The 14,702-nt window shown below is 43.7% G+C and carries 13 protein-coding genes, 1 tRNA gene and 1 pseudogene; 12 read left to right on the top strand and 3 right to left on the bottom strand.

Annotated elements, in window-relative coordinates; all coding sequences use genetic code 11:
- Positions 1–95: 95 nt before the first annotated feature.
- A complete protein-coding gene (locus HXT20_RS06195; RefSeq protein ID WP_004114189.1) occupies positions 96–1,091 on the bottom strand; it encodes an FKBP-type peptidyl-prolyl cis-trans isomerase in 996 nt (331 codons plus the stop codon).
- A 247-nt stretch (positions 1,092–1,338) separates the two neighbouring features.
- Between HXT20_RS06195 and HXT20_RS06190 the strand changes: the two genes are divergently transcribed.
- The 3 genes from HXT20_RS06190 (at position 1,339) to HXT20_RS06180 (ending at position 5,283) form a co-directional block, all read left to right on the top strand.
- Positions 1,339–3,144, top strand: a complete 1,806-nt coding sequence (locus tag HXT20_RS06190; protein ID WP_248898550.1) for a hypothetical protein — start codon at positions 1,339–1,341, stop codon at positions 3,142–3,144.
- A 15-nt stretch (positions 3,145–3,159) separates the two neighbouring features.
- A complete protein-coding gene (locus HXT20_RS06185) occupies positions 3,160–4,185 on the top strand; it encodes a hypothetical protein (RefSeq protein WP_032834126.1) in 1,026 nt (341 codons plus the stop codon).
- A gap of 66 nt (positions 4,186–4,251) precedes the next feature.
- Positions 4,252–5,283, top strand: a complete 1,032-nt coding sequence (locus HXT20_RS06180) for a co-chaperone YbbN (protein ID WP_422114328.1) — start codon at positions 4,252–4,254, stop codon at positions 5,281–5,283.
- Positions 5,284–5,369: 86 nt separating this feature from the next.
- On the opposite strand, the gene HXT20_RS06175 is transcribed toward HXT20_RS06180, so the two are convergent.
- Positions 5,370–5,443: transfer RNA gene (locus tag HXT20_RS06175), tRNA-Met, on the bottom strand.
- A 430-nt stretch (positions 5,444–5,873) separates the two neighbouring features.
- On the opposite strand from HXT20_RS06175, the gene atpB reads away from it, so the two are divergent.
- The 9 genes from atpB to HXT20_RS06130 all read left to right on the top strand — a co-directional run bounded on the left by atpB (position 5,874) and on the right by HXT20_RS06130 (position 14,191).
- Entirely contained in the window at positions 5,874–6,728 is an 855-nt protein-coding gene (gene atpB, locus HXT20_RS06170) for a F0F1 ATP synthase subunit A (RefSeq protein ID WP_020760151.1), read from the top strand.
- Between the two features lie 75 nt (positions 6,729–6,803).
- On the top strand, positions 6,804–7,037 hold the full coding sequence (atpE, locus tag HXT20_RS06165) for an ATP synthase F0 subunit C (RefSeq protein ID WP_004114197.1): 234 nt from the start codon (positions 6,804–6,806) through the stop codon (positions 7,035–7,037).
- Positions 7,038–7,101: 64 nt separating this feature from the next.
- Positions 7,102–7,644 carry a F0F1 ATP synthase subunit B gene (locus tag HXT20_RS06160; protein WP_004120482.1) on the top strand — a complete coding sequence of 181 codons (543 nt, stop codon included), beginning with the start codon at positions 7,102–7,104 and terminating at the stop codon, positions 7,642–7,644.
- A gap of 75 nt (positions 7,645–7,719) precedes the next feature.
- Positions 7,720–8,301 (top strand): F0F1 ATP synthase subunit delta, encoded by a 582-nt coding sequence (locus tag HXT20_RS06155; RefSeq protein ID WP_004114200.1) that lies wholly within the window; start codon positions 7,720–7,722, stop codon positions 8,299–8,301.
- A gap of 17 nt (positions 8,302–8,318) precedes the next feature.
- Positions 8,319–9,980, top strand: a complete 1,662-nt coding sequence (gene atpA, locus HXT20_RS06150) for a F0F1 ATP synthase subunit alpha (protein WP_014554306.1) — start codon at positions 8,319–8,321, stop codon at positions 9,978–9,980.
- Between the two features lie 3 nt (positions 9,981–9,983).
- Positions 9,984–10,988 carry a F0F1 ATP synthase subunit gamma gene (locus HXT20_RS06145; protein ID WP_004114205.1) on the top strand — a complete coding sequence of 335 codons (1,005 nt, stop codon included), beginning with the start codon at positions 9,984–9,986 and terminating at the stop codon, positions 10,986–10,988.
- Positions 10,989–10,994: 6 nt separating this feature from the next.
- A complete protein-coding gene (atpD, locus tag HXT20_RS06140; RefSeq protein WP_004120484.1) occupies positions 10,995–12,482 on the top strand; it encodes a F0F1 ATP synthase subunit beta in 1,488 nt (495 codons plus the stop codon).
- Positions 12,483–12,484: 2 nt separating this feature from the next.
- Positions 12,485–12,799, top strand: a complete 315-nt coding sequence (locus HXT20_RS06135; protein WP_004114210.1) for a F0F1 ATP synthase subunit epsilon — start codon at positions 12,485–12,487, stop codon at positions 12,797–12,799.
- Positions 12,800–13,420: 621 nt separating this feature from the next.
- Positions 13,421–14,191 carry a hypothetical protein gene (locus HXT20_RS06130; protein WP_101891713.1) on the top strand — a complete coding sequence of 257 codons (771 nt, stop codon included), beginning with the start codon at positions 13,421–13,423 and terminating at the stop codon, positions 14,189–14,191.
- 255 nt (positions 14,192–14,446) lie between these two features.
- Here the strand turns inward: HXT20_RS06130 and HXT20_RS06125 are convergent.
- Positions 14,447–14,626: pseudogene (locus tag HXT20_RS06125) on the bottom strand (ATPase); the annotation flags it as partial.
- Between the last annotated feature and the right edge of the window lie 76 nt (positions 14,627–14,702).

Below are 14,702 nucleotides of genomic sequence, written 5' to 3'. Positions count from 1 at the left end.
TACGTATAAAAATGCCGCGCAAGATTTATTCAAGCGCGGCATGATTTGATTGGTAATTAATCACTAAGAGAATTAATCATTAAGAGATTAATAGATCAGGAAGCATAGAGAATATCTACAACAAAGTAAAGCGTTGAATTTGCAGGAATTGTTACATTTCCTTGTGCATCCTTCTTATCTTCTTTGCCATAGCCATCTTCTGGAGGAATTACCAAAAGAACTTGAGATCCGACTTTCTTCCCAGCTAAGCCTTTAGTCCATCCTGGAATCACTTGACCTGCAAGAGAGAAGTCTGCAGGCGTGCCGCGCTTCCATGACGAATCAAATTGATGCAATTTGCCGTCTTTATCGATAGTCCAGCCAGTGTAATGAGCGGTTACAGTGCTTTCTTTGGTCACCTCTTTACCAGTTCCTTCAATCAAAGTTTGAGAAACCAACTTTCCATCTGGCACGTAGTTATTCTTATCTAACGATGGTTCTCCAGATTTACTCAGAGTTACTTTCGGCAGATTTTCAGGGATATCCTTAACTTTATTGCCTGTTGCGCGTTCAAGAGATTTCATTGAAGAAACAAGAGTTAACACCATTACGTACGCATCTTGCTTAGTTTGCGGATTTGCAGGCACACCAAATGCAATCGTGGAATTAATTTTTCTTCCCTTAAACAGTGCATAATAAGGTTTACTCGTAACGCCTTTTTTAACAACGATTGAGCAATCTGGTTTGCCTTGTTTCCATGTGTTCATAAGCTCTTTGCCGTTTTTAGCATTGTACACAATGCCATTAGCGCATACGCGACTATTTTCTTGGATTTTAGCACCGTTTCCGTTTTGCAAAATGGCGTAAGAATTTGGCTTTACGTCTATAGGAGTAGTTATATCGACCTTTGGTTGTTTGCCTAAAGTTCCACTAGCCTTAACGCCGCCTAAAACTTGCATTCCAGCAGCATTCGCGGCTGGGTCTGCCATTCCGTTATCATTCGTGCTATTCCCGCTGCAAGATGCCATTGTAAAACACAAGGCTGCAGCGCTAATTGTGCTAATTGCGCGTATTGCAAAAGATTTGATTGTGTATAATCTGGTTTTTCTCATAGGTTTAAGACTATCGCTTGAGTCTGATTTTAATTATTCAGTAGCAAATATATTAAATATTACGAAGAATTGTAAAAGATTAATAAATATAACAATCGATTAATTATAAAAGATTATGAAAGATTGTAGAATAGATAGGAGCAAATACGATATGACGATTATTAAGGCGAATATCAAAAAGAATTCATGCTCTGATTACAAGCATAATGCATGATTTATTGCTGATTAGGATGCAGAAAGAGGTTTGATGCAACGACCTACAAAACGAGCTAAGTTTATGCGAGGAATCGTGGCACCTATTTTTGGGTTGCTTGCTGTGCTTAGTATTGTTCTTGGTGTTCTTAATGCCACAGTTTGGAAGCCAAACTCTATTGTTTCGGCTCATACAAACGTGTATGGTTCAAGATACATTGTTACGGATCCAGGTGTTTTAAATCTTGTGGATTACCGCGTAAAAATTAGTGTTGCGGCTCTTAATACTCGTAAGCCGATTTGTGTAGCAGTTGGTTTGGCTAAAGATGTTCGTGGGTGGACTCGTGGCTACTCTGTACAGAGAATAACTGGTTTGCAAGATTGGGAGAATCTTTCTACTGTCCCTATGAAGGCGGATGATTCTGCAAAGTCAGATGTGAATAACAAAAATTCTGTAGATTCCGCGAATAACTCTGATTCTAAGGCTTCTAAAGATGTAGATTTTAAAGATTCAGATTTGTGGACTAATGCTACTTGCCAAATGGGTTTGGCTAAATTGTTTGTTAATGCGGAAGATTTTGAACAATCTGAGAACATTGTTCCTGGAGATTTGAGCAGTGGCAATGCTGTAAATCAAGCAAATCAAGCAAATCAAGAAAATAGCCAGTCGAATCATCAAAAAGTTTCATCCGCATTGCGTGCAAGGATTTCTCGACGCGTGCTGATTATTGACTTAGGTAAAAATTCTCCTGAAGCATTCGTAGAGTTTCGTTGGCGTAGACACAATCTTCCAGATTTTGCAACTCCTTTGTATTTTGTTGGAGCACTGTTTGCTCTGCTTTGTGTCCTTTCTGCTTCTGTGTTCGCTATGGCTCCACATCGCAGGCGTAATAAGCGTTTGGTGGCTAGTAGAAGTGGTCTTATTACTGTAGAAAGTGTCTCCAGAGACGAAGAAGTTAAATTCTCAGATGCTTTTGCTGGCACAATGGCTAGTATTTTTGGCAGTTTTGCTAAAGATAAGAAGTCAAGGCATAAAGGTTCTTCAGCTTCTCATGCTCGTCATGGTTCTCATTCAAAAACTCGTGTTGCAAAGTCGCAAGCAACCGTGGATTTGTCTGTAAACGTAAAGTCTGGTTTAAATTCTTCTCCAACTCCATCTTTGGATGAAACTGCTGTGATTTCTAAAGAAGATTTGCAGTCTTATTTTGCTCGTTTTGCTAGTGAATCATTCTCGGATGTTTCCAAGAATGATAGCGATTCGTCTACTGTTTTAGAAGTTTCTGATGCTTCTTCTGATAAATCTTCCTATGATTCTTTTAAAGATGAAGATGCTATACGTGATTCCAAAGATTCTTTGAATGATGATTCTAATAAAAAGCAATCTTCAAAGGAATATTCAGGGAATAGTAGCAATAATAATTCTAGAAAGTCGAGTCATAGCAATCGCGGCAATCGCAATAGTAGATATGGTAGAAGAAATCGTGATTCGCATGACAATCAAGATGGTCGTTCTAGTAGTAGAGATGTAGAAAATCGCAAATATAGGGATAATCGTAGTAAATCAGCGGAGGCTTGCGACTCAAGCAATGAAAAGTCAAATAATCGCAGCAAGTCGCGAAATCAAGGGAATAATCGTGATTTGAGTAATCATCGCGACCAGCGTAAGAATAGTCAGAATAATCAGCATAGTCAGCGCGGGCAAAAATATGGCAAAAATCGTCGATCTAACGAATTAGATAATCGTAATAGAAATAGCGGCGAAAATAATGCAAATAACAGAAACGCTGGTGGCAACACGAATTCAAACTATAACCAGAATCGTAAGCGTAAAAATAATGCGCGTGGAAATGAGCAAAAGTGAGTGTGGAAAGTAAGTATGACCATGTTTTATGCGCATAAAATCAAATATTATGTAAGATTTACATTCGCTACAATAATGACGCTAATTATGTGTTTTGCTCTTAGCGCTTGCGATGGTCAAGTTCCTAAAGCCGCTGAGGGGCATAGCACAAAGGAGCTTCCAAACGTAACGTCTATTAGAGAAAAAGATATACGTTTAAGAGTTTTGAGGTCTCTAGAGCGCGCGAATGAAGAGAAGAATTCTAGTAATCTTGATGGCTATATGAGTGGTCCTGCAATGCTTGTGCGAACTAGTGAGCTTGCGATTGCAGCTAAAACAGGAAAATTGGATCCAAAAACAACAATTCCTCGTGAAGTTGCTCAGACTATTGTGCCTACGAATGCAAACTGGCCTCGTGATTTGATGACGATTACTACTACAACAAAAGACCAGCAGTCTAAGCGATTGTTGGTGATCCGTCAGGATAGGGCACGCTCAAACTATAAATTGTGGGCAGTTGCAAGACTGTTCCCTGGTGTGCGTCTGCCAAAATTCCCTGTTTCTTCAATCGGCGCTTCAATGGGTAAAGCAAATGATTCTGGTCTTGTTATGACTCCTCATGCGGCAGCAGCGGCTTATGCTGATGTTCTGCAGCAAGGAGAATCTAGTAAATTTGCAAAGAGTTTTGCTAGTGATTATTTGCGCGCAAAATTAGCAGAATTGTCGAAGACTGTTCAAGCAGGAATGGAGCGAAACAAAGGTTCTCAAGAACAGGTTTTTGCTTCAGTTCCAAATCAGATTAGCGTTATGCGCGCAAGCGATGGTAGTGATTTAGTAGTTGCGCGTATTGACTCCGTGTGGACTAGGAGAGCTGGAGAAGGTCGAGAATCAAGACCAGCGTCTGACGAGGAGAAAGCTTTGTTTGGAAATGCTAAAGCTACTTCTACAATGCGTGTGACTTACGTAAATGTTGTAGCAATGGTTGTTCCACCAGCTGGCTCTAATGCGCAGATTGTGCCTGTGGGAGCGGAGCGTCAGCCTATAAAGGTAGAAGCCCTGTAAGCAGTTGTATAAGCAATATAAGAAATGTAAGCAAAGTTGTAAGCAATATAAGCAAAAGAGGAAATTATGGTTGATTCACAATCGATGGGTATGAACCCAGGCGGATTCTCTCTGGCTGGAGCAGTGGACTTGGAAGGTGTAAAGCGCAAAGCAGAAGCTCTTGCAAAACGAGAAGCGGCTGAAAAGTCAGGAAAACCTCAGTCTAAGATGCCTCCTGCTTGTGGGTATGTGATTGATGTTAATGAACAAACTTTTCAGGCAATGGTTCAGACTTCTGTAAGTTTTCCAATTATTTTGCTTGTATGGCAAAAAAGCGATGAAACTTCTTATGACTTAGCACAAAAACTTGCGGATTCTATTACTGCGTTAGATGGCAGAATGCAGCTTGCTCGTATTGATGCGGATGAAAGCCAATCAATTGCTCAAGCTTTACGCGCACAGCAGCTTCCAGCTGTATATGGATTGGTTGGAGGCAGACCAATGCCTATTTGTCAGGGATTGCCTAGTGCAGATGAGTTGCAGCAGATTTGTAATGATATTCTGCCTCAGCTGGTTAAAGTTGCGGAAAAATCTGGTGTAGCTGGGATGGCTCCTTATGTTGATTCAGGTGATTCTGCAGGTGATTCTGGTGTAGGCAATAATTCTGCGGATTCTGCGGATTCTGCGGATTCTGTAGATTCTTCTGATGTTCCACCAGAACACAAAATTGCGCATGAGGCGGCTATGAATGGCGATTATGCTTTAGCTGCAAGTGAGTATGAAAAAGTATTGCAGGCTAACCCGAATGATTCTTTGGCATCTCGCGAACGCGCTAAAGCATTGCTTCTTGGCAGAAATGCAAACACAAATGTGGAGGCTGTGCGCAAGGCTGCTGGTGATAATCCTAGTGATGCTTCCGCTCAGCTTGCTGTAGCAGATGTGGATATGATTGATGGTCATATTGAAGATGCTTTTAGTAGGCTTCTTGATTTTCTTGCTGGTCATCGCGATAGTGCAGATGTGATTAAAAGCCGTATGCTTGAGTATTTTGCGATGCTTCCAGCTGGCGATGAGCGTTTGAATCGTGCGCGTCGCCGCCTAGCAATTCTCCTTTATTGATTATGGATGATTGCACCTGATGGATAAAAGTAAAAGAAAAGCCAAGATTCGCATTCGTGAGAAATATGCGATTCTTGGCTTTCTAGTAGCGGGGCATGGATTTGAACCATGGACCTCTGGGTTATGAGCCCAGCGAGCTACCGAGCTGCTCCACCCCGCGTCGGCTACTTTTAGCAGCTCTATCTACGATAGGTGCAAATTGTTATTTGTCAAGTTCTCGGCGTGTTTCTATTTGTTTTTTTTTGTGTTGTTAGTCGCCAGCAACCGAAGATTTGTGTAATTTTTGTGCAAAATAAATACAACAAATAAATCTAAAAATAGTTTAATTCTAAACAGAAGTGGAGTACAATAAACAATTGGCTATAGACTTGCTAATTCTGTTATAAGTGCAAAACTCGTTATTAATCAACGATATGACTTAAATGTACGAACCAAGAGTAGAATCAGCTTTTTAGAGATGTATTTTCGTTTCGTACGCACGCCAACGAATAGATTTTCAGGATTTGCTGTTTATACAACTTAGCTTTTGATGGATTGGTATTAACCAGACGTGAGTAGCGATATAAACGACGCCTTATAAGGAGGAGCTGATGAGTGGAGCTATCGGAGTCTTAGCTGGCACTGTGAATTCGGCAGTATTGCTAGCTTCAGAAAATCCAGAGTTGCCTAAGATTGATGAGTTTTTACCTCCGGAGATTTTGTTCCAAGGCACACCATTTGCAATGAACCGCATTATTTTAGTGCGTGTGCTTATGGCAGTAATCGTTATGATTGTTTTTGGAATTGGTGCTGCTCGCGCAAAGGTTGTTCCAGGTAGATTCCAAAGCGTGCTAGAAATCCTAATGGACTTTGTACGATACAACATTGTGTACGAGATGATTGGCGAAGAACGTGGCAAGCGCTACGTGCCAATGATGTCTACATTGTTCATAACAATTTTCTTCTTTAATCTTTGTTCTGTGATTCCAGGATTGAATATGGCTGCAACCGCAACCATTTCTGGTCCGCTTGTATTTGCTTTATGGGTTGTATGCCAATATCTTATTGCTGGCATACGCGAAAAAGGTTTTTTGCGATTCTTCCGTGAAGCATTATTCCCAGCGGGCGTGCCATGGCCGATTTACTTTATTCTTTCGCCATTGCAGCTCATAGAATTAATAATTGTGCGACCACTTTCGCTTACAATCCGTTTGTTTGCGAATATGATTGCTGGCCATTTGCTGGTGGCCACTTGCTTAGTATTCACCAACTTCTTTGTGGTGGATTCCAGCAATAAACTCCTTGCCTTCGGCGGTGCATTATGGCTGCTTGGTGGCATTCTGTTTACCCTATTCGAAATTATGGTAGCAGGATTGCAGGCATTTATCTTTACCGTGCTTGCATCCGTCTACATTTCGGAAAGTTACCCAGAGGAAGAAGAAAAATCTGCTGTTGCTGTTGCATAGTGCATTAGCTTAACTCTCAGATTTTACACATCTTATGGGTTTATACTGGTTACTGTTTTAACAGAAAGGAAACCAATGAATAACATCATCGCTCTAGCAGGACTGATCGGTAACCTGAGCATTCTTGGCTTTGCTGTGGCAACAATCTCTCCTGCACTTGGCATGGCAATCGTTGTTGCTAAAGCTATGGAGTCCACTGCCCGTCAGCCAGAAGTCGGAAACCGTATTCAGCTGTTCATGTTCGTTGGCTTGGCATTCATCGAGGTTCTGGGCTTGCTTGGATTCGTTGCCTACATTATGGGAAAATGAACCGAACGAAACAACTCGTTCCAGCACAAATATAAAAGTGTTGAAAGAATAGAAAGGACAAGCCATGGCACATTCATCTGAGAGTAATGGTTTGGCGTTGTTCTTGCCTGAGCCTTACGACGTAGTGTGGTCGTTAGTTGTTTTGGTAATTCTTGCAGCGTTTTTCTACAAGTTCGTTATGCCTAAATTCCAGGCAATTCTCGATGAGCGTGCAGAAAAAATCGAAGGCGGAATGGCTAAAGCAGCAAACGCGCAGCGTGAAGCTGATGAGTTAAAGAGCCAGATGGAAGAAGAACTTGCACAAGCTCAAGCAGATGCCGCAAAAACTCGCGAACAGGCTCGCGCACAAGCTTCCAAGATTGTTGATGAAGCAAGACAGCGTGCCGAAAAGGACGCTGCGAAAATCATTAGCGAAGCTCAGCATTCCATTGAGGCTCAGCATAAGCACGCCATGACTAGCCTCCAAGGAGAGGTATCGGTACTCGCTGCAGCATTAGCTGGAAAGATTCTTGCGTCTAAGCTAGATGACGATACCGTAGGCTCCAAAATCATTGATCATGTTATTGATGAAGTGGGAGACGTTAAGAGTTCGGGTCAAAACAAGTAGTTAAAAGAGTAGCTAAAACGATTTTTTAGTATTGCTTAATTACTACTTAAGTTTTGCATGAATGAGGAGGTAAGGATGCCAGAAAAGGCATCGCGAGTAAGCGAAAACTTATCACGCTCTTCGCTTGCGCAAGCCATTTCAGATGCTCATGACGAAGCTCAGCGCATATCTGATGAGCTTTCGACAATGATGGATACATTAGAAAAGTATCCAGAGCTTTCTGACGCTATTACCGATCCAAATAGGTCTTCGGAAGATAAGTCACGACTGATTGACGAGCTTATTGGAGGTAAGGCGCATCCTGTTGTGCTGCGCATTATGCACTATCTTGTAGGTACTTGGCATGGCGGCGCCGAAAGCGGTAAAACGGGCAGCTTTGGAGGCGCATGGTCTGGTTTTGAGCGCGAAGCAGGCGAAACTTTGGTTACGGTTACAACCGCTCAGCCTCTTACGGATAAGCAAATCAAGCGTTTGATTGAGATTTACAGCAACAAGTTGGGTCATCGTGCCTACATAAACCCAATTGTGGATCCAAACGTGCTTGGTGGAATGCGTATACGTATTGGCGATCAAGTAACAGACCGCACAATGTTGATGCAGCTTAAGCAGTTGCAGCGTTCTGCGCGAAATGGTGCTTGGACACAGGCAGTGAAATAAGTTAAATAAGGAGAATTATGGCGGAACTATCTATTGATCCCGCCCTTATACGCAAGGCACTTGACGGGTTCGTTGACTCGTATAAGCCGGCAGACATGCCAACGCAAGAAGTTGGTTATGTTGTTACGGCTGGTGACGGCATTGCGCACGTAGCTGGATTATCTGGCTGCATGGCAAACGAGCTGCTCACTTTCGAAAACGACACCCTTGGCTTAGCGTTTAACCTTGATGCTCACGAAATTGGCGTGGTTATTCTAGGCGATTTTACGGGCATTGAAGAAGGGCAGGAAGTTTACCGCACTGGCGAAGTGTTATCGGTGCCAGTGGGAGACGCCTATCTTGGTCGTACTGTAGACCCATTGGGTAATCCAATCGACGGTCTAGGTGCAATCGAGTGCAAGGAGCGTCGTATTCTTGAAGCCCAGGCTCCAGACGTGATCCATCGTCACCCTGTGGACGAGCCTTTGTCTACTGGTTTAAAGGCAATTGACGCAATGACGCCAATTGGTCGCGGTCAGCGTCAGTTGATTATTGGCGACCGTCAAACTGGTAAAACAGCAATCGCAATCGATACGATTATTAACCAGCGCACAAACTGGGAAAGTGGAGATCCAAAGAAGCAAGTCCGTTGCATTTACGTAGCAATCGGGCAAAAAGGTTCAACAATCGCATCTGTACGTCAAAGCCTCGAAGAAGCAGGCGCTATGAAGTACACAACAATCGTTGCAAGCCCAGCTTCGGATTCTGCAGGTTTTAAGTACATTGCTCCATACACTGGTTCTGCAATCGGTCAGCATTGGATGTACAACGGCAAGCACGTTTTGATTGTTTTCGACGACTTGTCTAAGCAAGCAGAAGCATATCGTTCGATTTCTTTGCTTCTTCGTCGCCCACCTGGGCGTGAAGCGTATCCAGGCGATGTGTTCTATCTTCACTCTCGTCTGCTAGAAAGATGCGCAAAGCTTTCCGACGATATGGGCGGCGGCTCAATGACTGGCTTGCCAATTATTGAGACCAAGGCAAATGACGTTTCTGCATACATTCCAACCAACGTGATTTCTATCACTGATGGTCAGATCTTCTTGCAGTCCGATTTGTTCAACGCAGGTCAGCGTCCAGCAGTCGATGTTGGTATTTCCGTGTCTCGTGTTGGTGGTGCTGCTCAGGCTAAGGCTTTGAAGAAGGTCTCTGGCATGCTTAAGATTTCTTTGGCTCGATACAAGTCTTTGGAATCCTTTGCAATGTTCGCTTCCGATTTGGATGCAGCTTCCAAGGCTCAGCTCACTCGTGGCGCTCGCTTAACCGAGTTGCTTAAGCAGAAGCAGTTCTCGCCTCGTTCCATGGAGCAAGAGGTTGTTTCTGTGTGGGCTGGTACACACGGAAAGTTAGATGACATTCCTGTAAAAGATGTTTTGCGTTTTGAAAGCGAATTATTGGATTATCTCGATAAGGGAACCGACATTTTGCAAGTGATTCGCGATACTGAAGATTTCACCAAAGAAACAGAATCGAAGCTTGATGCTGCAATTGACGACTTCCGTAGGATGTTTAAGACTTCTGCAGGTAAGCCTTTGATTGTTAAGGATTCTCTGCCTCCAGCTGAAAACCCTGCTCCAGTTGAAAAAGAGCAGCTTGTTGCAAAGCCGAAGTCGGATAATCGTGAATCTGAGGGGAAGTAGCGTATGTCCTCCCAACTTGCATTGAAATCGAGAATTATTTCCACACAGTCTTTAGGTAAAATCTTTAAGGCTCAGGAAATGATTGCGTCTTCTCATATAGCAAAAGCGCGTGATATCGCTCTAAATGCTAAGCCTTATAGCGACGCAATTTTCGATGCCGTGCAGGCGTTGGTAGCTCATCATGAAGCGAATATTAAGCATCCTATTTTTGGTAAAGAACGTTCGGGTAATCGCGTAGCCGTGTTGGCGTTAACTTCAGACCGTGGCATGGCTGGCGCGTTTACGTCTTCGATTATTCGAGAAACCGAGGCGTTGCTCGCAAAGTTGGATGCGGAAGGAAAGCACGCTGAGCTGTACGTGTATGGTCGCCGTGGCGCAACCTATTACAAGTATCGTAATCGCGATGTTGCAGGCACTTGGGAAGGGTCTACTGATCATCCTGATGTGACTATTGCGGAGCGAATTTCCGATACTTTAATGGATGCGTATATGACTCCAGAAGAAGATGGAGGAGTTTCGGAGCTTTACATTGTATTCACCGAGTTTATAAACATGGTGAGGCAGAAGGTTCGTACTCTGCGCATGCTTCCAGTTGAGCTGGTTCCTTTAAAGGACGGCGAAGAGTTTGCTATGCATCGTCCAGATTACGAGGCAGCTTCTGGCCCTTCGGCTTCGCTTTCGTCTACGGGTGCGGTTTCGGCTCGAGAAGAAGCTGTTAGCCGCAGTAATCCGGACGCTGTGGAATATTGCTTTGAGCCAAGTCCAGACGAAGTGTTGGATTCGGTTTTGCCAAAGTATATTCAATCGCGTATACACGAATGTTTGCTTACTTCTGCTGCTTCCGAAACAGCTAGTAGACAGAATGCTATGCATACGGCTACAGATAACGCCCGCAATTTGGTGGAGGATTTGACAAGAAAGCTTAATGCTTCTCGCCAGGCTTCCATCACACAAGAACTTACCGAGATTATCGGCAGCGCTGACGCGCTGAATAATGAGGAGGAATAGGAGCATATGGCTGAAGATCAGACCACAGCACCTCCAGAAGATGCAAAGGAAGCCGATCCAACGGCTGGTCGTGTAACCCGTGTTCAGGGTTCCGTGATTGACGTTGAATTCCCAGTCGGCTATCTTCCAGATATTTACAATGCTCTCAAAGTGGATATCAACACCGTTGGAAATACGGAGGGAGATACTGTTCACGAGATTACATTGGAAGTTGAGCAGCATCTTGGTGATTCCACTGTGCGTGCAGTTGCTTTAAAGCCTACGGATGGCTTGGTCCGTGGCGCTTTAGTTAGAGACACTGGTGGACCAATTTCTGTGCCTGTTGGCGATATTACTAAGGGTCATGTTTTTGACGTAACTGGTAACATTTTGAACGCTAAGCCAGGCGAGAACATTGAGGTTACTGAAAGGTGGCCAATCCACCGCAACCCACCTGCTTTCGATCAGCTTGAGTCTAAGACTCAAATGTTTGAAACAGGCATTAAGGTTATCGATTTGCTTACGCCTTACGTTCAGGGCGGAAAGATTGGTCTGTTCGGCGGCGCAGGCGTTGGTAAAACTGTGTTGATTCAGGAGATGATTCAGCGCGTTGCACAGAATCACGGTGGTGTGTCTGTGTTTGCCGGTGTTGGCGAACGTACTCGTGAGGGTAACGATTTGATTGGCGAAATGGCTGAGGCTGGCGTTTTGGAGAAAACAGCGCTTGTCTTTGGTCAGATGGATGAGCCTCCTGGGACTCGTCTTCGTGTGCCTCTTACTGCTTTGACTATGGCTGAGTATTTCCGTGATGTTCAGAATCAGGATGTGTTGCTGTTTATCGACAACATCTTCCGCTTTACTCAGGCAGGTTCTGAGGTTTCCACGTTGCTTGGTCGTATGCCTTCTGCAGTTGGTTATCAGCCAAACTTGGCGGATGAAATGGGTGCGTTGCAGGAGCGCATTACTTCTACGCGCGGTCATTCTATTACGTCGCTTCAGGCTATTTACGTGCCTGCAGATGATTACACCGATCCTGCACCTGCAACAACCTTTACGCACTTGGACGCTACTACTGAGCTTTCGCGTGATATTGCGGCTAAGGGTATTTATCCAGCTGTGGATCCTTTGACTTCTACTTCGCGAATTCTTGATCCGCGTTATGTTGGTCAGGCTCATTACGATTGCGCTAATCGTGTGAAGGCTATTTTGCAGCGTAATAAGGAGCTTCAGGACATCATCGCTTTGATTGGTATTGATGAGCTTGGTGAGGAGGATAAGACCACTGTGAGCCGTGCTCGTAAGATTGAGCAGTTCCTTGGTCAGAACTTCTATGTGGCTGAAAAGTTCACTGGTCGTCCAGGTTCTTATGTTCCAGCTGATGAGACCATTGAGGCGTTTACGCGAATTTGCAATGGTACTTACGATGAGATTCCTGAGCAGGCGTTCTCTGGCATTGGTGGTATCGACGATCTTGAGCGTCGTTGGCACGATATGAAGCAAGAGTTTGGTGCGTGATTATGGCAGAAAAGCAAGTGAAAACGCTGCACGTTAGTGTGGTTGCAGCCAGACATCCTGTTTGGGAAGGCGATGCCAAGTTTGTGGTTATTCCTTCTGTGAATGGCGCAATGGGTGTTCTTCCTGGGCATGAGGCTGTGCTTGCGTTGATTGATCACGGATTTGTAAAGGTTGACGATTTGAATGGCGTTCGTCATGTTTTTAAGGTGACTGACGGATTCTTTTCTGTTGACTCAGACAATATTACTATTGCTGTTGAGCACAGTTGTAACGTTGATAAGGACGGCAATGTGTTGCCTAACGCTAAGGTGATTTAATGTGATCTAAGTTAATCTAAGGCTGACTTTTGTAATAAGGTACGCTAGATAAGCAGGAGTTTGCGATTATTTATCGCGGCTCCTGCTTTTTGTTTCTTTTTGCCCGCGTTTGTTTCTATTTTGCTAAAAAGGGAACAAATGCGGGAATCTAGTTGTGAGCGATTGTATTGTAGCGTGGCATTTCGTGTGGTGTTGGTTTGACGTTGGTGTGGCGCTGCGTGGTGTCGGCGTGTTGCGTGTGTGGGTTGTGTGGAATGTTGATTTTTCAATGGTTTTATAGTGTTAGTGTTCTTGCTTAGTAGTTTCCTGAGAAAAGTCTGGGAAAATTCTTTAAAAACCTTGAAATAATGTGTTTTTACGGTTTTATTAGTGTTAATCCACAAATATTATGGTGAAAATAGTTTTTATTGTGGATTAGTTTGTGTGTAACATTATTTTTTTCTGTTTGTTTTATGTGGGTGCCTCTTGACTTTTTTAAACGGGGGGGGGGTATGTTAATAAGCAAACGCTAGCTGCTTCTAGTTTTGGCTGGTGTTTAAACCACTATCCATATGTTGTGGATTGTGGAGCAAATTTTTCTCTGCGCCCCTAACGCAGAGGAGAAGAAGAAAGGAAATTAAAATGATGAATAAGAAGGCTATCGCCGCATTCGCTGCTGGCGCTACTTTGCTTGCTGGCTTCGCAATGGCAACCCCAGCAATGGCTGATGCTGATACTGATGCTAAGATTGCAGATCTTAAGACGTCCATTGCTCTTCTTGAAGCAAAGATGAAGAATAACAATCTTAAGCCATCTGAGGAAGTTCTGAACAAATATGATCAGGCTAAGACTAAGTTTGAAGAGACTGATAAGGCTCTTACTGCTGCTTACGCTGCTTATGACGCTGGATTTAAGGCGTATAAAGCAAAGGAAGTCAATAAGGATAAGACGACTGACGACTTCGACAAAGATGATACTGATAAGACTTACGGAACTGAAAAGAATCAGAGCGGTAAGGGCTTAAGTGATGCACTTGAGGCTGCGAAGACTGCATATAACACGGCTAAGACTGCGTTTAATGAAGCCAAGGGAAAGGTAGCGGCATATAATTCTGGTTATACTAAGGATGTTGCTGATCTTAAGGCTTTGAAGGAAGAGCTTGCTAAACTCGTTGGTGGTAAGACTACAACTTCACAGCCATCCAAGCCTGAAGCAAAGCCTGTTGTTCCTGGCGTTCATGTGAAGGCTGCTGATAAGGCTAAGGCTGCTGCTAAGGGTGAGCTTGCTGCTAAGGGTGGTAATGGTAAGTCTGGCGAGAAGCTTGGTAATGCTGGTGTTGGTGTTGCTTTGACTGCTTTGGCTGCTTCTATGCTTGCTGGCATGGGTGCTGCTGTTCGCAAGATGCGTCACTAAGTTAAAAAGGCTTGCGTTGAGCGTGTGATGCGCGTGTTGATTTTGCTTCACGCGTATCACGAGCTTTCAAATAGTGGCTTGGGTTTCGTGTGGTTTGCCGAAAATTTCCTTTTCTTACCATGTGGAGTTTTGGTTGCTGTTTGATTGTGCTTGATGCTTGTTGCTGGTTGGTTGTTTCCTGCTAGGGACGGGATTCTTCCTTCTGGTTTTAAGGGTTTGTTAGATTACTTCTAACAAACCCTTTTTATGTTTTACTCACTTTGTGCCAAGTAGCCATTGTGCTATGTCTATTACGCGGATTCCTTCAATGTCGTAAGAATCGTGGCGAGTGTTTGCAAGTAGGATTTTAGTGTATGAGTCTTTTATTGCTTTTAGTGGCGAAAGTTCGCGCTCTAACGTTGCGTCGTCGCTAATGTTATCTTCAAGCTCGTAGTATTTTTACTTTTGAAAGCAAACACGTATTTTTACTTTCAACACTTTAATATTTTTTCACTTTTGAAAGTGGGGGCGT

Origin of the sequence: Gardnerella sp. DNF00109 (genome assembly GCF_049262845.1) — a bacterium.
Lineage (GTDB): Bacteria > Actinomycetota > Actinomycetes > Actinomycetales > Bifidobacteriaceae > Bifidobacterium > Bifidobacterium vaginale.
The sequence above is the reverse complement of the archived record's forward strand: the minus strand, read 5'-3'. Positions and strand labels throughout refer to the sequence as shown.

Bases quoted from the DNA above. Each gene is read 5' to 3' on its own strand.
- HXT20_RS06160 (WP_004120482.1), top strand. From the start codon at position 7,102: ATGGCACATTCATCTGAGAGTAATGGTTTGGCGTTGTTCTTGCCTGAG.
- HXT20_RS06145 (WP_004114205.1), top strand. From the start codon at position 9,984: ATGTCCTCCCAACTTGCATTGAAATCGAGAATTATTTCCACACAGTCT.
- atpE (WP_004114197.1), top strand. From the start codon at position 6,804: ATGAATAACATCATCGCTCTAGCAGGACTGATCGGTAACCTGAGCATT.
- HXT20_RS06155 (WP_004114200.1), top strand. From the start codon at position 7,720: ATGCCAGAAAAGGCATCGCGAGTAAGCGAAAACTTATCACGCTCTTCG.
- HXT20_RS06195 (WP_004114189.1), bottom strand. From the start codon at position 1,091: ATGAGAAAAACCAGATTATACACAATCAAATCTTTTGCAATACGCGCA.
- HXT20_RS06190 (WP_248898550.1), top strand. From the start codon at position 1,339: ATGCAACGACCTACAAAACGAGCTAAGTTTATGCGAGGAATCGTGGCA.
- atpD (WP_004120484.1), top strand. From the start codon at position 10,995: ATGGCTGAAGATCAGACCACAGCACCTCCAGAAGATGCAAAGGAAGCC.
- HXT20_RS06135 (WP_004114210.1), top strand. From the start codon at position 12,485: ATGGCAGAAAAGCAAGTGAAAACGCTGCACGTTAGTGTGGTTGCAGCC.
- atpA (WP_014554306.1), top strand. From the start codon at position 8,319: ATGGCGGAACTATCTATTGATCCCGCCCTTATACGCAAGGCACTTGAC.
- HXT20_RS06130 (WP_101891713.1), top strand. From the start codon at position 13,421: ATGATGAATAAGAAGGCTATCGCCGCATTCGCTGCTGGCGCTACTTTG.
- atpB (WP_020760151.1), top strand. From the start codon at position 5,874: ATGAGTGGAGCTATCGGAGTCTTAGCTGGCACTGTGAATTCGGCAGTA.
- HXT20_RS06185 (WP_032834126.1), top strand. From the start codon at position 3,160: ATGACCATGTTTTATGCGCATAAAATCAAATATTATGTAAGATTTACA.
- HXT20_RS06180 (WP_422114328.1), top strand. From the start codon at position 4,252: ATGGTTGATTCACAATCGATGGGTATGAACCCAGGCGGATTCTCTCTG.